Source organism: Azospirillum thiophilum, assembly GCF_001305595.1.
GTDB classification, from domain to species: Bacteria; Pseudomonadota; Alphaproteobacteria; order Azospirillales; family Azospirillaceae; genus Azospirillum; species Azospirillum thiophilum.
Genome location: NZ_CP012406.1, coordinates 210,640 through 227,285 on the forward strand (window position 1 = coordinate 210,640; position 16,646 = coordinate 227,285).

Annotated in this window: 26 protein-coding genes; all 26 read right to left on the reverse strand. The window is 68.6% G+C overall.

Annotated features, from left to right (window positions below):
• Positions 1-27: 27 nt before the first annotated feature.
• The 26 genes from AL072_RS35025 to AL072_RS29305 all read right to left on the reverse strand — a co-directional run bounded on the left by AL072_RS35025 (position 28) and on the right by AL072_RS29305 (position 16,646).
• On the reverse strand, positions 28-378 hold the full coding sequence (locus tag AL072_RS35025) for a DUF1799 domain-containing protein (protein WP_045585000.1): 351 nt from the start codon (positions 376-378) through the stop codon (positions 28-30).
• 53 nt (positions 379-431) lie between these two features.
• The gene (locus tag AL072_RS35030) at positions 432-935 is read right to left on the reverse strand and encodes a hypothetical protein (RefSeq protein ID WP_045585001.1); all 504 of its coding nucleotides are present in this window, start codon (positions 933-935) and stop codon (positions 432-434) included.
• 23 nt (positions 936-958) lie between these two features.
• Positions 959-2,260 (reverse strand): hypothetical protein, encoded by a 1,302-nt coding sequence (locus tag AL072_RS29190; RefSeq protein WP_045585002.1) that lies wholly within the window; start codon positions 2,258-2,260, stop codon positions 959-961.
• Between the two features lie 6 nt (positions 2,261-2,266).
• Positions 2,267-2,473, reverse strand: coding sequence for a hypothetical protein (locus AL072_RS29195; RefSeq protein WP_045585003.1), 207 nt, complete (start codon positions 2,471-2,473; stop codon positions 2,267-2,269).
• Positions 2,470-2,940: a phage tail terminator protein gene (locus tag AL072_RS29200; RefSeq protein ID WP_045585004.1), complete on the reverse strand. Its 471-nt coding sequence runs from the start codon at positions 2,938-2,940 to the stop codon at positions 2,470-2,472. The genes AL072_RS29195 and AL072_RS29200 overlap by 4 nt, the downstream gene beginning before the upstream one ends.
• Positions 2,937-3,536: a phage virion morphogenesis protein gene (locus AL072_RS29205; RefSeq protein ID WP_052710335.1), complete on the reverse strand. Its 600-nt coding sequence runs from the start codon at positions 3,534-3,536 to the stop codon at positions 2,937-2,939. Before AL072_RS29205 ends, AL072_RS29200 begins: the two co-directional genes overlap by 4 nt.
• Positions 3,536-3,961 (reverse strand): gp436 family protein, encoded by a 426-nt coding sequence (locus tag AL072_RS29210; RefSeq protein WP_045585005.1) that lies wholly within the window; start codon positions 3,959-3,961, stop codon positions 3,536-3,538. Before AL072_RS29210 ends, AL072_RS29205 begins: the two co-directional genes overlap by 1 nt.
• Before the next feature lie 71 nt (positions 3,962-4,032).
• Positions 4,033-4,275, reverse strand: a complete 243-nt coding sequence (locus AL072_RS29215) for an HI1506-related protein (RefSeq protein ID WP_045585006.1) — start codon at positions 4,273-4,275, stop codon at positions 4,033-4,035.
• 15 nt (positions 4,276-4,290) lie between these two features.
• Entirely contained in the window at positions 4,291-5,184 is an 894-nt protein-coding gene (locus AL072_RS29220; RefSeq protein ID WP_045585007.1) for a Mu-like prophage major head subunit gpT family protein, read from the reverse strand.
• Positions 5,185-5,195: 11 nt separating this feature from the next.
• A complete protein-coding gene (locus AL072_RS29225; RefSeq protein WP_045585008.1) occupies positions 5,196-5,609 on the reverse strand; it encodes a hypothetical protein in 414 nt (137 codons plus the stop codon).
• 3 nt (positions 5,610-5,612) lie between these two features.
• Positions 5,613-6,806: a phage protease gene (locus tag AL072_RS29230; RefSeq protein WP_045585009.1), complete on the reverse strand. Its 1,194-nt coding sequence runs from the start codon at positions 6,804-6,806 to the stop codon at positions 5,613-5,615.
• Positions 6,807-7,158: 352 nt separating this feature from the next.
• Positions 7,159-8,460: a phage minor head protein gene (locus tag AL072_RS33130; RefSeq protein ID WP_063840388.1), complete on the reverse strand. Its 1,302-nt coding sequence runs from the start codon at positions 8,458-8,460 to the stop codon at positions 7,159-7,161.
• Between the two features lie 2 nt (positions 8,461-8,462).
• Positions 8,463-10,043 (reverse strand): DUF935 domain-containing protein, encoded by a 1,581-nt coding sequence (locus tag AL072_RS29240; protein WP_045585010.1) that lies wholly within the window; start codon positions 10,041-10,043, stop codon positions 8,463-8,465.
• A gap of 8 nt (positions 10,044-10,051) precedes the next feature.
• Positions 10,052-11,659: a hypothetical protein gene (locus AL072_RS29245; RefSeq protein ID WP_063840389.1), complete on the reverse strand. Its 1,608-nt coding sequence runs from the start codon at positions 11,657-11,659 to the stop codon at positions 10,052-10,054.
• Positions 11,656-12,207 (reverse strand): DUF3486 family protein, encoded by a 552-nt coding sequence (locus AL072_RS29250; protein WP_045585011.1) that lies wholly within the window; start codon positions 12,205-12,207, stop codon positions 11,656-11,658. The genes AL072_RS29245 and AL072_RS29250 overlap by 4 nt, the downstream gene beginning before the upstream one ends.
• Entirely contained in the window at positions 12,207-12,533 is a 327-nt protein-coding gene (locus tag AL072_RS29255) for a VpaChn25_0724 family phage protein (protein ID WP_052710336.1), read from the reverse strand. The genes AL072_RS29250 and AL072_RS29255 overlap by 1 nt, the downstream gene beginning before the upstream one ends.
• 11 nt (positions 12,534-12,544) lie before the next feature.
• The gene (locus AL072_RS29260) at positions 12,545-12,856 is read right to left on the reverse strand and encodes a VpaChn25_0724 family phage protein (RefSeq protein ID WP_045585012.1); all 312 of its coding nucleotides are present in this window, start codon (positions 12,854-12,856) and stop codon (positions 12,545-12,547) included.
• Positions 12,853-13,278, reverse strand: a complete 426-nt coding sequence (locus tag AL072_RS29265) for a DUF2730 family protein (protein WP_045585013.1) — start codon at positions 13,276-13,278, stop codon at positions 12,853-12,855. The genes AL072_RS29260 and AL072_RS29265 overlap by 4 nt, the downstream gene beginning before the upstream one ends.
• The gene (locus tag AL072_RS35400; protein WP_045585014.1) at positions 13,278-13,478 is read right to left on the reverse strand and encodes a TraR/DksA C4-type zinc finger protein; all 201 of its coding nucleotides are present in this window, start codon (positions 13,476-13,478) and stop codon (positions 13,278-13,280) included. The genes AL072_RS29265 and AL072_RS35400 overlap by 1 nt, the downstream gene beginning before the upstream one ends.
• A gap of 9 nt (positions 13,479-13,487) precedes the next feature.
• Entirely contained in the window at positions 13,488-13,976 is a 489-nt protein-coding gene (locus AL072_RS29275; protein ID WP_045585015.1) for a hypothetical protein, read from the reverse strand.
• Positions 13,977-13,987: 11 nt separating this feature from the next.
• The gene (locus AL072_RS29280) at positions 13,988-14,524 is read right to left on the reverse strand and encodes a hypothetical protein (RefSeq protein WP_045585016.1); all 537 of its coding nucleotides are present in this window, start codon (positions 14,522-14,524) and stop codon (positions 13,988-13,990) included.
• 122 nt (positions 14,525-14,646) lie between these two features.
• Positions 14,647-15,213, reverse strand: a complete 567-nt coding sequence (locus tag AL072_RS29285) for a hypothetical protein (protein ID WP_045585017.1) — start codon at positions 15,211-15,213, stop codon at positions 14,647-14,649.
• On the reverse strand, positions 15,210-15,662 hold the full coding sequence (locus tag AL072_RS29290) for a regulatory protein GemA (protein WP_045585018.1): 453 nt from the start codon (positions 15,660-15,662) through the stop codon (positions 15,210-15,212). The genes AL072_RS29285 and AL072_RS29290 overlap by 4 nt, the downstream gene beginning before the upstream one ends.
• Positions 15,659-15,922 (reverse strand): hypothetical protein, encoded by a 264-nt coding sequence (locus AL072_RS29295; RefSeq protein WP_045585019.1) that lies wholly within the window; start codon positions 15,920-15,922, stop codon positions 15,659-15,661. Before AL072_RS29295 ends, AL072_RS29290 begins: the two co-directional genes overlap by 4 nt.
• The gene (locus AL072_RS29300) at positions 15,922-16,200 is read right to left on the reverse strand and encodes a hypothetical protein (protein WP_045585020.1); all 279 of its coding nucleotides are present in this window, start codon (positions 16,198-16,200) and stop codon (positions 15,922-15,924) included. Before AL072_RS29300 ends, AL072_RS29295 begins: the two co-directional genes overlap by 1 nt.
• Positions 16,200-16,646: a hypothetical protein gene (locus AL072_RS29305; RefSeq protein WP_045585021.1), complete on the reverse strand. Its 447-nt coding sequence runs from the start codon at positions 16,644-16,646 to the stop codon at positions 16,200-16,202. Before AL072_RS29305 ends, AL072_RS29300 begins: the two co-directional genes overlap by 1 nt.

The window sequence follows — 16,646 nt, forward strand, 5'->3', positions numbered from 1 at the left end:
CGTACCGAGTTCCGGCCGGATATGCCCCTACCGGGCACCCTTCGGCGGGTTCTTCCTCCTCCATTCCGCCGTCCAGATGCCGGCGGCCTCGACCTCTGCGGCCTGCAGCAGGGTCAGCGTCTCACGATCCCACGGCACCCCGTACCCATCGGCCAGAGCCCGCACCTGCCCCCAATCAAGGCCGATGGGAGGACCGCCCAAGGCCGGATAGCGCCACACCCGCTCGGCCATCGTGAACAGCTCGAAGATGGGCCAGACACCCGACCAGACCCGCACCACGTCCGGAGCCGGATCGGCCGGGCTGTCGTCTTCGGCCCCGTCCGGCGCCGGTTTTCCCGTCAGCTCCGCCCAGTCCGATGCGGTCGGACGGGCTGACACCGTCCGCCGCTGGGCCGGGGCATCGCCGCCCGCCCAGCGGCGGACGGCGGCGATCAGTTTCCCTTTTTTGGGTCTCCATTGATGACCAGGCGGAAGGCCGCCCACAGGGCGTTGCGAACGGCACGGAACTGGCACAGCCGCTCGATCAGCTCGGGCGAGTATTCGCACGGCGTCCCGTCCTTCTCGGCGAAGCCATGGCCGGCCGGCAGGCCGACGATGAACGCCTTCAGCTGCTCCACCTGGCCGAGCCTGGCCGTCTTGCGCAGCTCGGCCAGCTTCCTGTCCAGTGCGATGCGGGCTTCGTCGTCCGCGGCCTCCTCGCGCTCTGTTTCGACGTCGCTGATCTGGCGGTTCAGCTTCTCGTTGTGACGGGCGACCTCCTCCAGCACGTCGTCCAGTTCCTCTTCCATCGGGATCCGGAAGGTGACGAAGGCGGTGCGCGTGACGAAGGATTGCTTGGGCGCCGATCCCGTCGTCCGGGTGGATGTGGGCACCTGGATCAGGACCGGGGCGTCGACGGTCAGACTGTCGTCGAGGATGAAGGCGGCTTTGCTCATGAACTTGGGTTCCTTGCTGGCGGTCAGGCGGCGGCAGAGGCGAAGATCGACCAGTCGGTGCCCTCGGTCGTCGGCACCGCCTTGCCGGACAGGTCGAACATGAAGTCCTTCTTGCTCTCGCCCGGCTTGGGCGGGTCGAGCTGCCAGCGGTCGGTCCGCAGCACGACCGCCTCGCCGGCGGCCGAGCCGTGCTGCAGCAGGAAGGTGCCGTAGGCGCGGCTGGTGCAGAGGGCGAAGAAGTCGACCGAGGACATCGACGGTGCCTCGATCTTGGCGCTGAACATCGCCTTGGCGTCCTGGATGCGGGCGCCCTTGCGGCCGACGCGCGTCACATACTCGACGGTGTTGCCGGCATCCCAGCCGAAGCTTTCCAGCACCACGTCGTGACCGAACAGCTGGGCAACAGGCGTGTTTTCCGTGCTGACGACCAGCGGATCGGGCCAGTCGGTGTAGACCGGCTCGATCTCGACATCGAGCGCCGGCGCCGCATAGTCGGCCGTCACCTCGACTTCGTAGTACGGGTAATCGTCGGAGGCGCCGGTCGCCTTGATCGCGCAATGGCCGCCGAGCATGCGCCACAGCTGCACCTGGTCTGCATCCTCCGGATCGGGCAGGGTCAGCACCATTTCGAGGCTCTTGTGCCGGGCGCGGTCGCTCGACGGGGTGTAGGTGCAACCGGCCGGCGTCAGGGCGATGGTGAAGATGTCCCCGGCGCCGAAGGGCGTGCCGATGGCGTCGGGGGTGATGACGGCTCCACCCGGCAGGACAAAGGGCGACGCCGTGGTCATGACGACGCCGGTCTGGTTGTAGGCCGGCTGGTCGCCGGCCGCCGGCGCCGACACGGTGAAGGCGGCCACGCCGCTGCCGCCGCCGGTGGTGCAGGTCAGCGTCGCGATGCGCGGCAGGACGCCGCCGAACATGGTGGTGCGGGCGTAGGTGAAGGCGCCGTCCCCCGACGTCTTCGTCGCGGTGGCGGCGATGGTGGCGGCCGGGGTCGCCGCGACCTGCGCCCGCACCGCGCCGCCCGCCCGGATGAAGCGGTCCCAACAGGGGATGCCGGTGCCGCCGGTGCCGGCGCCGACCAGCGCCACCTTGGCCGACAGCTTGCTGCGCTTGTTCAGCAGGATGGACGCGTTCGCGCCGTTGAACGGCTTGACGTAGGGCAGCTCCTTGGTGTCCGCCTCCAAGGGCGTCCAGGTCACGTCCCACAGCCGGACGGCGTCGACGCCGGCCAGCGACGCGGCGCCCTCTCCGAAGGCGGTTTCGACGGCGGCCAGGACCGTCTTGTGGTCCCAATGGACCGGGTAGCTGGGCAGGGTCGCCATGCTGGCTTACTCCTCGCCGCGGGTGCGGCGCTTGCTGGTGGTGGACGGCGCGGCGGCCGGCGGTTCCGGGGTGACCGGGGGCGCGGCCGGATCGACCGCCTGGACGGTCTCGACCGCGGCGCCGGCGGCTTCGGCTTCGGGCGGGGCCGCAGTGCCCGCGGGCACCGGGCCGGCGGCCTGGTCGTGGACGATGGTGTCGATGGCGCGCTTCATGAGACTTCCTTGGCGTGCAGTTTCCACTCGGTGACGAAGGACAGGGTGCTGGCGACCGCACCGGCCGATCCGGCGCTGCCCAGCCCCTGCAGGCGGCTCTCGGTGACGGCGAAGGCGGCATAGCCGGCGGCCGGCACCCAGCCGGCGAGCGCCGTGACCGCCGCCAGCTCCAGCGGCCAGACCGACGCACGGGCCTTGTCGCCCGACGCGTCACCGGCATGGCTCTGCACCAGCACCACGGCGACGCCTTGCGCGATGTCGTGGCTGACGGCGCCGACCCGGCGCTGGAAGGTGGCGTTCCACCCCGTCGCGACCACGAAGGCGGCCGGCAGGCGCTGGGGCAGCCGCTTCTCGGAAATCAGCTTGGCGAAGTCGGCTTCGCCCTTGATGTCCGGCAGGGTCTCGGCTGGAATTTTGTCGCGGAGGCGGGCCTGTACCGCCTCGACCAGATCGATCGGCGTGGTCATGATGCGGCGCCCAGCCCGCCGGCGCCGGCCAGCCAGTCGCGGGCGATCTCGCCCAGCACAGCCATGCCGCTCTCCGCCAAGCCGAGAAAAGGACGGGCCGGCATCGTGACGTCATGCGCCTTCACGGTATGAACCTCGCTGTAGTTCGCCCGCGACTTCTTGGCGAACTTCCAGTCACCAAAGGTGCGCGATGCCCGCCATGCCGCCGAGCCGGTGTTGCCGGCATGGTGCCAGTAGAGCGTCTGCTGCCGGGCCTGCCGGTGGACGGTGCCGCCGAACTGGTGGATGGCGGCATAGACGACGTTGGTGCCGACTTCGAACTCGGTCCGGCCGGCGCGGCTGGTGATGGACTGGCGCAGCCGGGCGGTATCGGTCAGCGTCTCGCCGTTCTCGGCCAGGGCGCGCAGCGACGGCGGCCAGGGGTTGCCGTCCGGATCGGTCTGGGTTTCGAACCGGCGCTGGGTGTCGAACTCGACCTGTGCCGCCAGTTGCTCCATGAGCCCGGTCATGTCCTGCGCGGAAGCCGCCAGCCGGCCCAGCAGCTTGCGCAGGTCCGCGTCGTCGATCCTGATCGAAGCGCCGGTGGGATCGGCCATCACCAGCCCCGCAGGTTGTCCCGACCAAAGACGCGGTCGGAGGCCACGACCTCGATCCCGTCGGCCGTCGCCGCCGGCGCGGTGGTGCCGCCGACGTCGAGCCGGACGGTGCCGCCGGCGATGTCGCGCAGGGTCCGCATGGCGGCCTGATAGTCGGCGGTCACCTTCTCGGGCGCCATGTCGATGAACAGGGCCGCATAGGTCAGGCGCGCGGCCACGTCGGTCAGCAGCGTCGGAACCTGTTCCAGCGGCAGGGCGTAGCGGCCGGACAGATGCCCGTCGATGACGCTGTCGGCCGACGTGATCGCCTGGTCGAGCACAGTGTCGACGATGGCGTCCTGATAGGGCGCCTCGCGGTCGGTCAGCTCGCGGAGCTTGGCTTCGGTGTAACGGGCGATCAGGACGGGCTTGGTGACGTAGGACATGCCGGGCTCGCAGGATGGTTTGACGTCGGAGCCGATCGGGGCGGGGGCCGGATGACCCGCCGCCCCGCCGGTCAGGCGCCGGCGCCGGTCGGTTTGGCCCGCCCGGCCTTGGTCTGGGGAACCTTGTCGGCGCCCTCCTCAGCGGCCTCCGGATCGGCCTCCATGACGATCAGGTTCCGTTCCGCCTTCAGCACCTTCACCTCGTCTTCGGTGAAGGTGCCGGCGCGGTGGCGAACCTCGGCCGGCGGGTGATGCAGGCCGCAGCGGCGGAAGCCTTCGGCCGGGCGGGCGGCGATCAGCAGGTCTTTTTCCATGCTCGGTTACTCCGGTCAGGCGAGCCAGGGCACGACGACGAGCTGGGCAGTGCCCTTCCACTCGTTGTCCTCGCCGTTGGCCTTGCGCTGGTTTTCGAGGATCTGACGGCCTTTGCCCTCCAGCGCCGGCGGCACGACCAGATGGGTGGGGTTGATGCCCAGCGGGTCGCCATGGTCGCGCTTGAACGTCTGCATGGCGCCACGGCTCGCGGCGTAGTTGTCATGGGTCAGGTCCGCCTTCGATCCGAAGGCCAACTGCCAGAAGCCGAAGCCGACGTTGGCGCGGCCGTCGACGCCGTACACGTACTTCTTCTGGTCGAACACCACCTGGTTGGTCGGTGCGTCCATCCGCTTGAAGTCGAAGGAGCGTCGCTTCTGGTAGACCACCGGCTTGATCATCCGGCTGAGGTCCATCAGGAACCACGGCTGTCCGCTGCCGGACTGGACGTTGGACACCGACACCGTGCTGCCGTCTTCGGCGATGACCGGATGGTCGGTGTCGAAGAAATACTGGCCGTCGTAACAGGCGGTGCTGAAGCCGGTCTTCAGGAACGGGAACACCAGCCGGTCGGGGAAGGACGCGGTCTGACGCCCCATCTCGCCGAACATCGGCGCATAGATGCCGAATTTGTCGTCGTCGATGTCGTCGCGTTCGACGCCGACGGTCAGTTCCCACGACTTGTTGCGGATGGTGTAGCCGGCGGCTTCCAGGTTGTGGACGACGCGCGGGCCGATCCATTCGCGGAAGCCGGGGATATCCTTCATCCAGCCATAGTTTTCCGCCGACGTGGTCGACGGCGTTTCCATCGCGACCATGTTCCATTGGGATTGGACGCTGCCGAACCCCTGCTGGAAGGAGGCCTGGAAGCCGGTGTAGAGGGCAAGCAGACTTGCCGGGGTGATGAGCATGGGCGGTTTCCTTAGAACTCGACCCAGACGCCCAGGGCGTCCACGTCGCGGATGATGCCGGCTTTCGGCCGGGCGGCCGAGTTGTCGGTCTTGGCGACCGTCTGATCGTCGACCGCGTAGCAGGGCTTGCCGTAGTCGGCGATCGTGATGGCGTCGGTGCTGGTCGAGTTGGCGAAGCGGAAGGTGCCGCGGTCGATGCGCACCTTGTCCGGCAGGGTGGAGCCGGCCGCCGTGGAAGCGCGGTGCGCGGCACGGCCGAGCACGGTCAGCGTGTTGGTCGCCGCCGCCGGCACGGCAGCGCCGGCGGCGTTCTGCGCGACCATGGAGCCGGCGAAGATGGTGGTGGACGCCGCGAGGTCACGTTCCAGGTGCGTGAAGCCGCCGGAGCGTTCGGGCGTGTTGCGGTCGTTGGTCAGGGCGGCCATCGCCTAGCCTTCCTTGCCGGGCTGCGCGCCCAGCGACTTCTTGTAGGCGTCCTCCGACAGCCCCATGGCGGCGCAGACCGCCTTCTGTTCGGCCGTCAGCCCGCCGCCGGCCGGCGCACCGCCGCCCAGCTGCTCGCCCGCCTTCAGCACCGGAACCGCGGTGGCGACCAGACGATCGAACATCGGCTTGTTGGCCGATGCCAGGGCGACCAGCTCGCCGCGCTGGGCCGGGACGAACTTGCCCGCGGCGATGGCCGCGTCGACTTCGACCGTCAGCTTGTCGCCTTCCAGCGCCTGCAGGCGACTGGACAGGGTGGCGACCTGCGTTTCCAGCAGGGTGGCCGCCGACGCGTTCGCCTTCAGCGTGGTGACCGCGGTGGCGATTTCCGTCGGCGTGGCGGTCTCGGCCAGGCCGGCGGCCGAGGCGATCGCCTTGACCTGCCCGGCGGTGGCCTTCAGCGACGCGACGGCGGTGACGACCTGCTCGGCCGTGGCGCCGGCATCGACGCCGGCGGCGGCACAGAGCGCGGTTGTGGTGGCGGTGGCCTTCAGGCCGGTAACCGCCGCGACAGCGGTCGTCTGGTCGGCGGTCTTGGGCAGGCCAAGCGCCTCCAGCACCGCGGCGAGGATCGGATCCATGGATGTTCCGTGTTGGTGAGCAAGTGCGGGGAGGTCGGACAGCGCCGGCCGGTTGGTCAGGCCGGCGCCGATGATGCGGGTGACCTGACGGTCCTGCGTGTGCCGGAAGGACGGCGAGATGAACCGGTACTCCTTGGCGGCGATGGCGCGGGCGCCGGCCTCGGTCCATTCGACGTCGGCCTGGATGCCGTCGGCCGTGACCTGCAGGCCGGTGATCCAGCCGGACGCCGGCGCGGCACCACCCTTCGGGGCGGCAAGGTCGGCGGCATGGTCGTAGTCGATGGCGAGCAGCCCATGCGGGGCCGTCGCCAGCGAGGCGGCGACCACGGCCGCCGCGTCCTTGACCGTCCAGGGCTCCCGTCCGTCGTTCGGCGTGACGGTGCCGACCGGCAGCAGCCGGATGCGGCGGGGCGCCACGCCGTCCGCCGTGGTCAGGTCGGCGAAGAAGGCGCAGGTGGCGACCGCTTCGCCGGCCGGGCCGGTGGCGCAAAGGACCGGCGCCGGCACTTCACGGGTGCCGGCGCCATGGGGCGGGATCGGGGATCGCTGGATCGTCATGCCGTCATTCTGACGGGGATGACGGAAGGATGAACCGGGGCGAGTTGCGAGGGGGTTTCGGTCGATTTCGAGGGCGGCGGCGTCCATGCGCGGCACCCCTTTCGATCCGATGGTGCCGCGCCGGCCGTTTAAACAGGTTTTTAAACCGGTCCGGGGGTCCGCCGCCGTCGTCGTGCGTCGGATGCCGGCAAAGCGCACCAGCGGCGATCTGGCGGGCTTCCCCTCTCGTCCCCGTCAGCCTATATTCTGAGGGAGCCGCCGGACGACCGGGCAAACAGCGCAGCCGGCTCGCCGATCCCGCCCTGGCAGCGGGCACGGAATACGGAGGGGGTGGCGTCCTCCCCGGCGGCTCTCAGATCGCCCCGTCGATCAGTTCGAATGTACCGGGATCCCGCAAAGCCCGTGGATCAACTAGATAAGCGGTGTGCAGAGGGTTGGTCACAACACGGATGCGGGTTCCTTCGGTGGTCCGCCCTTTACGGCTTACGTCGACGTGAATCACGAGTTTGCCAGTGGGCTTCGCCCCGCCCGGCGCCGCATCGAACACATAGACCAAATGATCCTGGTTGCGATCCCACAAGATGGCGCTTGGATTGGCGAGATGAGACGGAAGTCGACGCATGGCATCATGCGGGATCATGATCCCATCCAACTCGTGAGCCTTACGCTGGGCATGCTGCAAATCCCTGTCGTTGACAGTTATCGCCGCACTTTCCGGAACGATCCCCTTCGCTTCCAGATTGTTCAGTACCTTGTGAGACAGCATTCCAACGACGCGGACTTCTCCCTTGGGACGGTTGAAGTCGATGCCGTCATACCAAGTAGCGAAGCTGTCGGCGAGTGGACCCGCCCAGCGTTGCGGGTTGAAGGCGGCGACTGCCATATCCGGCGGCAGGACCGCGGCCTTCTCCATCAACTGTCGTGCCGCTTCCGCTTCGCGCGCCGCCTTGCCCTTGTGGTAGCCGAAGCCGGGATCGACGCCGGCGGGCACCTCCACCGTCTCGCCGGTGCGGTTGTTCACCCACGGCCGCGGGTCGAGCGGCGGCGGTGTGGCGGTCTCGGTCCAGCCGTTGCGTTCCAGATCCTTCGCCGACAGTTGCTGCAGGGTGCAGCGGCAGCCCCAGCCGCAGGGCGGGCTGTGGGTGTCCCACCAGGGATGTCCGACCTTCAGGATCGTACCGTTCCAGGCGAGATGTTCGGGCCGCGTCCTCTCGTCCTTGACGGCGACATAGCGGAGATAGGGCCGCGCAGGCGCCAGCCGTTCGATCCGCTCCCATTGGCCGGCGGCCATGGACATGCGGACATTGGTGTCGAAGATCGTCTTCAGCCGGCGCGGGCTGCCCAGCTGCACCACCTGCTCCTCACCGGTCAGCGGATCGGTGTCGATCGCCTTGCCCCACCAGCCGCGGGCCTGCAGCAGCGGCTCCAGCCCCTTGCGCCACTGGTCGAAGGACTGCCCGTCATTCAGCGCCGCCACCAACGATCGGTGGACGTCGGCCAGCAGGTCGACCTCCATCATCTTGGCGACGGTGAAGGCGACGGCATGCTCTTCCTGCCAGACGTCCTTCCAGCTGAAGCCGACCCGGTAGCCCTTGGCTTCCAGGAAGCGGATCGCCTGTTCGGGGGGAAGGGGGGTAAGGGTCGGAACGGCCATGGCTAGTCGACCGCTCCCACCCGCGCCGCCACACGGGCCATGAACTGTCCGCGGGCCAGACTCTCGCGCAATGCGCCGGTATGGTCGTCGGCGGCGGCTGCGACCAAGCGGGACACGAAGTCTTCAGCACTGGTCGCGTCCTTGACCGCCGACAGGACGGCGGTGACCAGCGGTGCGGCCATCGGTTGCCAGTCGCCCAGCATTTCGTCTACCAGACCGTCCACGGCATCGCCCTGCCCGGCCGGCTGTTGAGAGGTCAAGGCCGGGGCATCGGCAGTCACCGCCCGATCAGGCGGCGGCGCAGACGCGGCGGGCAGCGCCGGCTTGGCCAGCAGTTCGTCCGTCTCGTCGGGATCCGCGAAGCCGAACTTGTCGCGCACTTCCGACATGCTGACCCTCAGCCCCAGCGGCACCAGCTCCTTCAGCGCCGACAGCTGCAACGTCAGATCATCCTGCGCCGGCCGGCCGATCCGGATGGTCGGATAGGCGGGGCGCGGCCCCATGTTGAGCGAGACCATCGGCACGACCAGGTCACGCTTCAGCGTCACCGCCAGTTGGCGGGCGTCGGCGCGCTCGATGTCTTCCTGAACCTGCCGGTGTTCCTGCCCGACCGCATGGCCGCCGGCGATCGCGTCGGTGGTCGCGGTCTGGCCCAGCACCAGCTTGCTGGTCTGCCGTTCGAAGAACTCGACCAGTCCCTGGAAGACGGCGGCGTTGGCGGCGCCCTTGCTGGCCTCGATGAACTCCAGCTGCATGCTGGCCGGGATGATGGCTGCGGCATCCGAGGCGATGTTGCGCACCGCCCGGAGCAGGGCGGCATGATCCGCCTTCGACGCCTCCCGACCATACTTGCCGACGCGGATCGGCTGGCCGTAGGTCTCGACGAAGGACAGCCAGTCCTTGGTCCCGAAGGCAGTGAACAGCCACGCCCAACAGGCCGGCCGCGCCAAGCCGCCGCGGATCGGGATCCCGGACTTCGTCTTGGGCCGGTGGACGATGTACTTGAAGGGGTCGAGGTCGACGCCGTCGACGGCGCCGCCGTCGCGCAGGCGCAGGGTGGTGCCGTCGATCCGGTCGAAGACGAACCACCGCGGGTCGCGCCAGATGATCCGCGCCGGCATCCATTGGCGGCCGGAGGTGTTCCAGACGATTTCGGCGACGCTGAAGCCCTTGCCGATGCCGTCGAGCAGGTCATAGAGGATGTCGGCGAAGGCGTCGTCGGCGATCGCCAGCCGCACCAGGTCGGCGGCCTCGACGTCGTCCGGCTGGTCGCTGGCGGCCTCGACCGTCACGTCCAATTGGGAGACGGACAGGCGGCGCGTGCCCATCACCGAGCGGTAGTGGATGAACTTCTCCTCGATGTCCTCGGCGAGGGCCAGATAGGCGCTCGGATCGCCCTGTTCGGCCGACAGCAGGATCGAGCCCAGCTCGCGCGGCGTCAGTCCCTGCGATGGATGGTCGGCCAGCACTTGGCGCACGCCGGTCACGGTGGGACCGGACAGCTCTTCGGTCAGCACCTCGCGGACGATGGGCTTGCCGGTGTTCGGGTCGAGGATCGGAGAGGTCACGCGGATCGCTGGCATGGGTCGCCTCAGTAGCCGCCGGCGCCGAACAGGCCGCCGCGGTCGTCGTCGTCGATGAAGTCCGGCAGGTCGCGGCGCTTGTTGGCCTCGGCCGTCCGGGCTGGCGTGTAGTCGTACTCGGCCGTGGGCAGCCGGCTGGCGTAATGGGCCAGGACGGCGGCAATGGCGGCGTCGCCATGGCGCTTGTTGCCGTCGGCCCCGGTGGTGCGGGCCTGCTGGCGCTTCAGCTGGGCCACGCCGTCGCGCATCTCCAGCTGACCGAAGTCGACCAGCACGTCGGCATCTTTGGGCAGCAGCAGTGACGCGCCTTCCAGGGCGGCCTTGAACGGCGGCATGTTGACCCGATACCACTCGGTCGAGAACTTCACCTCCTCGATCCGCGCGGCGCCGAACAGCTGGCGCATTCGCTCGGCCAAGCTGGCGCCGTTGCCGCCGGCGTCGATCGCGCCCTTCACGAAGCGCGGCAGGCGTTCGAGGATGAAGCGGACGATCAGCTTCTGTTCCTCGTCGGGAACGTTGCGCAGTTCCATGAGGAAGGCCGCGCGAAGGGTCAGGTCGGACATGATCTGCGCCGGCATGCCGACGGAGGCGTCACGGAGACGCGCATAGTCGTGGCCGTACACCGACATGCGGTCCGGGTCGAGCCGCTTCACAAGCGGCAGCAGGTGCTCATGACACCAGGCGGTGGCGACGGCGGTACGGGCATAGTCCGGCAGGTCGACGAAGCCCGGCTCGCACTCCCACCGCAAGACCGGGATGTCGGCAGACATGCGGGCCAATACCAGCTCGCGCGGCAGCCAGACGCCGCCCTTGTTCTTCGGGATGACGTGCAGCTCTTCGTCGGCGGCGTCGCCATAGCTGCCGACGATCTCGGCCCGCCAGGCGGCCTCCTTCTCGGCCGTCCACTCCTCGCCCTTGACCAGGCAGATGCGCTTGTAGAGCCCGTCCTTCAGCGCGTCGTCGAAGGTGACGCGCAGCACGGCATAGGGCTTCTTGCCGGCGCGGCAGTCCTCTATCAACTGGTTGAAGGGATGGCCTGTGCCGTTGTGGGTGCTGATGACCGCGACCTTGCCGCCCCAGATCAGCAGCGCCATGGCCGACTTCAGCAGCTCCGATAGATCGTCGTGGAAGGCGGCCTCGTCGATGATGACGAAGCCCTGCCGGCCGCGCAGGCTGCGCGGGCGCGAGGCCAGGGCGACGATCTCGAAGCCGCTGGCGAAGGTGATGCGGAACGCCTTGATGCCATCGTCCGACCCGTCGTCGAACACCTCCTCCGATGTGGCCGAACAGGCGCGATCGAACAGCCGCGCCCATGCGCCGGCCGTGTCGATGAACTCCCGCGCCATGTCCAGGTTGTAGCCGATGTAGAGCGTGTCCATGCCCTTCGCCGATTTCTCTGCGGCAGAGGTCAGGACGGCGTCGGCGGCGATCGCCCACGTATAGCCGATACGGCGGGACTTCTCGACGACCACGACGGAGGTCAGCGCCGTCGTCTCCAGCAGAGCCTTCTGGTAGACCAGCAACAGGTCCAACGGCGGACCGCCGTTGTGACCGAGTGAGGGGATCTCGGTCGGCAGGCGCTTGAAGTCATCCTCGACGGCTGGCCGGAGCTTCATGACGCCTTCCGGATGCCGAGGAAGTCCTTCTTGATGTCGGCGATGGTGTCGGCCGACAGGCCCTTGCGCTTGGCCGTGGCCTCCATGACGGCGATCGCGCGCTTGTCCGCCTCGGTCTGAAGACGCAGGATCAGCTCGGCGTCGGTCTTGCGGGCCGATGTGAGCTTTTGGATGGAGCTGGTGAGGAACATCACCTGTTCGGGATCCAGCTTGGCGCCTTCGCCGTCCTCGCCGTTTATCAGGTCGAAGATCAGCGTCTGACACACTTCGATGTTGAGCCGGGCAATCCGCGTGTCGGGTTCGTCACCAAGTTGGCGTACCAGCCCCTCGGCCATGGCGCGTGACCGACGTAGGCGCTCGCCGACCTTGTCCATGGTTTGCACATAGCGACCGACCGCCGAGCGCGACACGTCCAGATCGATGCGGCCGGCGATACGAAGTTCCTGCAGCTTGGACAGCAGCTCGTCGATGGTCCATCCGTCTTCCCGCAGGCGACCCAGCTCTTCGCGGATTTCCTTGGGCAGACGGTCGAGGGTCGAACGCGCCATCAGGGCTGTCCTCGTGCAACGCCATCGACACGCGCGCGACCTTCGGCGACGTCTTCGCCCGCGTCGGTGAGCATCACCACAAGATGCCAGTTGGGAACCGGGTTCACCACGATCAGCCCGACGTTGCCGAGCCAGCCCAGTTCTTCCCGGACCACCGCGCCGCTGGCGGCGAAGCCATGCCGCCGGGCAACGTCGGCCAGTACCGTTTCAGGGGAAGTGTAGCCGGGCACCTTGGTCAAAGTGCGCAAGAGGTTCAATCGAAGATGCCGGCGCCATTCGATCATGGGATCGACGTCGACCGGATCGGGCAGAGTGTTGTTGTCCATCCCAGCGCCTTTCAGAAGATTGAGGGAACCTTCACGCCCTCAACTTTTTCATGCCCGTCCGCAACGCTCGCCCCCCGCGCCGTGATCGAGGCGACCATGACGGTGTCCTTGAACATCTCCAGGGTGACGAGACGCCGTTCCTTCAGCCACTCCAGCTCGGTGCGAACCACCTCACGGGTCAGGCCGCGCCGATGGCCGAGCTGCTGCAGCCCGACTTCCAGGATGCTGTCGTTGGCGCTGCCGCCGGCCTCCTTCAGTAGTCGGAGGACGACCAGGCGGCGGTCTTCTTTCAGATGGGCCAGGAAGGCGCTGTCAGCGGTCATGAGTTCGCCCTTCTCAAGAACTCGTCCATGATTTGAACTTGACGGTCGGTGCGTTCGAACAGCGCGACGAAGCCGTTCGCGCGCTCCTCGAAAACGGCCAGCTTCCCTTCCACGCGGGTCAGCTGAAGGGTGAGGGTCGCCACCGCCTCGGCGGTCGGTAGATGCTCGATGGCGGTCTCGACGCGATCCAGGCGACCGCGCACCGCCATCGCCGCTTCCCGCATCTCGGCCTCCCTTTCGTGACGCGACTTGCGCTCGGTATCGATCGCCTCGTTGCGCGCCTTCGCCTCGGCCGCCAGATCGTCCTTGGAGGCGAACCGTGCGCGGACCGACCAGCCGACCCACGCCTGCACCAGAGGGGAACCGATGGCGATCGAGACGGCGATGAACGGCCACCATTCCTTCAGCCAATCCGGCATCATCACAGCCCCCGCTCATGTCGTTCCTGGCAGACCACACAGCGGGTCGCCGACGGCAGGGCCGCGCGGCGGGCCGGCGGGATCGCCGTGTCGCAGTCGATGCAGGCGGTCGAGCCGGCCTGCATCAGGCGGCCACGCACAGCGGAGATCGCCCCCGCCGTGAGGAAGGCGCTGCGCGCCTCCCCTTCGTCACCGAAGTCCACGGCCCGCCCTCATAAGCTACTGGCCGGCTGCATGACCGGCAGCCCCGTGGACGACGGCACCGGCGCCACCAGATCGACCCGGCCGAGCAGCCGTTCGCGCAGCCCTTCCGGGTCGATGTTCAGTTCCTTCAGGACGCCCGGCATCTTGGGTGCCAGATAGCCGGCGGCGACCGCCACCAGTTCGGACCGGGTGTCGATGCTGGTCAGCGCGGCGCCCTTCTGCAGCGCCTTCTCGCGGGCGTACATCAGGGCGTAGCCCATGCCCTGTTCCAGCCGCTCGACCAGCAGGCTTTCGCGGCGCACATGCAGCAGGTCGGCGCCCTTCTTCACGGCCCAGCCGAGCAGGGCCGAGATGCCGATGAAGAGATAGTCGACCAGGGTGGACAGCAGTTCGGGCGGCAGCTTGATGGTGTAGGCGTCGGCGTCGGCGGCCAGGGCGCGGTTGGCGATGAAGAAGGCGGCGGCGAGCGCGATCAGCGCCCATTTGAAAATGCGCAAGGCAGGGTTCCTCAGAGATACGGCGCGACCAGGCGCCGGTAGTTGGCGACGAAGTCCTCCGGCCGCCCCTTGCCCTTCGGCGTGTTGTAGACCTGCTTCCAGACCCGCGCGTGGCCCTCGATGTCGCCGGGGTTGGCGAGGCGCACGGGCGACCGGTAGTAGAGCAGGCGGGCCACCGCGGTCGCATAGGCGAGGTTGGTGGCGAGCTGCATGGCCGTCGACGGCCAGCTGGCGGCGAGGCCGGCCAGCCGGGCGGCCAGGGTCGGGCGGAAGCGCAGGAAGTTCTCGTGCAGGTCGTCGAGCGTCGCAGGCTCGATCTGATACAGGCCATAGGCCGGCCCGATGGTCCGGTCATTGGGGCCGGTGATCTGGTCCAGCGCGCGGAAACCGGACTCCTGCGCGATGGTGCCGAGCAGCAGCTCGACCGAGGCATCGGAGGTCAGCCCCGGAACGTCCGGGCCTTGCATCATCGAAAGGGTGGGACGCACCACGAACAGGGCGAGGTGACGCGGGGAAAGACCGGGCGGGGTGGTGAGGGCGTTCGTCATACCCCCATTGTGCCGCTACCGCCGCGCGCGTTTCAGGGGGCGAGTTTTCACCGGATACGACAACGGCGCCCCTGGGGGCGCCGCGTCGCATCATGCATTTTCTGTGGTCTGACCGCCGTATCTCAGGTCCGTCTGGTCTCAAGGCGCCGCAGATCGTCAATGGTCAGGTCGCCGGCTGCGACCGCCGCGCGCAGCAGCGGCGGCAGGGCGGACAGGAAGGAGGTGTCGTCTTCCGCCACCATCTCCTTCTGTTCCGGCGGCGGGGTCAGCTTGTAGGCCCGGCCGCAGCAGGGACAGGTCAGCGTCACCGGCTGAGGATCGGACACGGCCGGCTGCAGGTCGGCGGTCAGCCGATCGACGGTGCCCTTGTGCAGGGCCAGGGCACGGGCGATCGGCCGCGGTTGCCAACCGTTCAGACGGAGGATGCGGGCATTGTGGTGGCTCATGCTCCACCGGCCGGTAGGCACACGGTACTCGTTGCCGCCGAGCTGTGACGCGATCAGCCGCGCCGCCCGCCGGCCCAGCGCCATCACCAACGGGTGATCGTCACGCAACCGGGACAACTGCGGAATATGGAGCGTGCGGTCGCCGAAATGCGCGGCGAAGCGGACGGCGGTGTCGTCGCCGCACAGGCGCTGCACGTCGGCCAGGACGCCCGGCAGGTTGCGGATGGGCAGGCGCAGGCTCATGGCTGGGGCGCCTTCTCTATCCGGTCGGTCCAGAGCTTCAACTGCTCGATGGCGCGGCCGGCGTCGGCCGGCTGGAGCCACTGCAGGGCGTCGACGCCGAACCGGCTCTTCAGCCAGGCCGCCAAGGCCGCCTCGCTGCGGTCGGTGACGGCGCCGGCGTCGGCCAGGGCCAGCCACATGGCGCGGACCTTACGCTGCTGGGGCGTCAGCGCCGGCCGGGCCGGCCGACCGCGGTGCTTCTTGCCGGCGCCCAGCCCCTTCAGCTGTTCGATCAGCTTGGCCCGCTCGGCCGGCTTCAGCGTGCCGGCGCTGTCGGTGCGGCCGCCGGAGACCTGCAAGACGCGGGCGCGGTAGCAGTCCTCGGCCAAGGACAGCTCGCGTCGCATGGCATGGATCGCCTTCAGGTCGCCCGACCGGCGGGCGTCGGATGGTTTGACGGTAGCGGTCATGACGGGTTCCCTTCATCGGAACTGGCGCAGGATGGTTTGACGTTGGCGGGGTCGCCCTGGCAGACGGGGCAGACGCGACCCTTCATCTCGGCCGTGACGCTGCGGCCCCGCAGCCAGTCCGTTTCGTGGCCGCAGACAGCGCACTCGAAACGGACATAGGCCCGGCCGCCGGCGCCGGGGGTGCCGGCGTCGACGACGCCCATCGTGCGCGGGTTGCGCTTGGCCGGCCGACGGGGCTTTCGGAAGAGATCAAGCTGCATCAACGAGGCCTCCTCTCGACCGCCGCGTTGAAGCGGACGGCCAGATCGGTGCCGGACATGCCGGCCGCCCGGCACAGGTCGACCACAAGGTCGATCAGTTCGTTCGGATCCTGCTGGATGGGCTGGGCAGCCGGGCGGCCGGCTGCCACCGCCACCACGGCGCCCAGCAGCGCGACCAGTTCACCCCGGAAGGCGCCGACGACCGCGTCCCCCCGACGCAAGCGCCGGACGGCAGCGCCGGCGGCGATCGCCAGCTTGATGGTGTCGGCGCCGGACATCAGCCCTTCCTTTTCGTGGGCGGATCGCCCATGAGGCTGTCCATCGGTCGCGGCGCCATGAAGGTGTCCGGCATACGGACGATCAGGCGATCCGTGACCAGCTGAACCGGCGGAGCGATGGTGGACGGAGCCGCCAGCAGCTTCAGGGTGGGGTGAAGCGTGCGGGTGCGCACCTCCAGCGACTTGCCGCCGACCAGACGGAAATGGCCGTCTTCGGCGGGCATGATTGCCAGTTGGCCGCGTTCCGCCGACGCTTCGCGGCCGAAGGCAAGGTTGACGCGCTGTCCCTTGGTCCAGCCGAACCGCTTGACCAGATCGGAACCGATGACGACGCGCAGTTCCAGGATCGGCGACTTGCCGGTCGTCTTGCCCATTGCGACGCGCACCTTGTCGGCGTCGGCCCGTCTGTGTTGCCCGCGCGCGGGAACGATGATGTCGAAAGCCAT

Coding starts and splice junctions, on each gene's coding strand:
- AL072_RS29305 (WP_045585021.1), bottom strand. CDS start 16,646: ATGGCTTTCGACATCATCGTTCCCGCGCGCGGGCAACACAGACGGGCC.
- AL072_RS29195 (WP_045585003.1), bottom strand. CDS start 2,473: ATGAAGCGCGCCATCGACACCATCGTCCACGACCAGGCCGCCGGCCCG.
- AL072_RS29190 (WP_045585002.1), bottom strand. CDS start 2,260: ATGGCGACCCTGCCCAGCTACCCGGTCCATTGGGACCACAAGACGGTC.
- AL072_RS29245 (WP_063840389.1), bottom strand. CDS start 11,659: ATGAAGCTCCGGCCAGCCGTCGAGGATGACTTCAAGCGCCTGCCGACC.
- AL072_RS29295 (WP_045585019.1), bottom strand. CDS start 15,922: ATGCAGCTTGATCTCTTCCGAAAGCCCCGTCGGCCGGCCAAGCGCAAC.
- AL072_RS29280 (WP_045585016.1), bottom strand. CDS start 14,524: ATGACGAACGCCCTCACCACCCCGCCCGGTCTTTCCCCGCGTCACCTC.
- AL072_RS29230 (WP_045585009.1), bottom strand. CDS start 6,806: ATGACGATCCAGCGATCCCCGATCCCGCCCCATGGCGCCGGCACCCGT.
- AL072_RS29285 (WP_045585017.1), bottom strand. CDS start 15,213: ATGAGCCTGCGCCTGCCCATCCGCAACCTGCCGGGCGTCCTGGCCGAC.
- AL072_RS35030 (WP_045585001.1), bottom strand. CDS start 935: ATGAGCAAAGCCGCCTTCATCCTCGACGACAGTCTGACCGTCGACGCC.
- AL072_RS29205 (WP_052710335.1), bottom strand. CDS start 3,536: ATGGCCGATCCCACCGGCGCTTCGATCAGGATCGACGACGCGGACCTG.
- AL072_RS29225 (WP_045585008.1), bottom strand. CDS start 5,609: ATGGCCGCCCTGACCAACGACCGCAACACGCCCGAACGCTCCGGCGGC.
- AL072_RS33130 (WP_063840388.1), bottom strand. CDS start 8,460: ATGGCCGTTCCGACCCTTACCCCCCTTCCCCCCGAACAGGCGATCCGC.
- AL072_RS29255 (WP_052710336.1), bottom strand. CDS start 12,533: ATGGACAACAACACTCTGCCCGATCCGGTCGACGTCGATCCCATGATC.
- AL072_RS29260 (WP_045585012.1), bottom strand. CDS start 12,856: ATGACCGCTGACAGCGCCTTCCTGGCCCATCTGAAAGAAGACCGCCGC.
- AL072_RS29290 (WP_045585018.1), bottom strand. CDS start 15,662: ATGACCGCTACCGTCAAACCATCCGACGCCCGCCGGTCGGGCGACCTG.
- AL072_RS29265 (WP_045585013.1), bottom strand. CDS start 13,278: ATGATGCCGGATTGGCTGAAGGAATGGTGGCCGTTCATCGCCGTCTCG.
- AL072_RS29210 (WP_045585005.1), bottom strand. CDS start 3,961: ATGTCCTACGTCACCAAGCCCGTCCTGATCGCCCGTTACACCGAAGCC.
- AL072_RS29300 (WP_045585020.1), bottom strand. CDS start 16,200: ATGTCCGGCGCCGACACCATCAAGCTGGCGATCGCCGCCGGCGCTGCC.
- AL072_RS29250 (WP_045585011.1), bottom strand. CDS start 12,207: ATGGCGCGTTCGACCCTCGACCGTCTGCCCAAGGAAATCCGCGAAGAG.
- AL072_RS29220 (WP_045585007.1), bottom strand. CDS start 5,184: ATGCTCATCACCCCGGCAAGTCTGCTTGCCCTCTACACCGGCTTCCAG.
- AL072_RS29240 (WP_045585010.1), bottom strand. CDS start 10,043: ATGCCAGCGATCCGCGTGACCTCTCCGATCCTCGACCCGAACACCGGC.
- AL072_RS29215 (WP_045585006.1), bottom strand. CDS start 4,275: ATGGAAAAAGACCTGCTGATCGCCGCCCGCCCGGCCGAAGGCTTCCGC.
- AL072_RS29200 (WP_045585004.1), bottom strand. CDS start 2,940: ATGACCACGCCGATCGATCTGGTCGAGGCGGTACAGGCCCGCCTCCGC.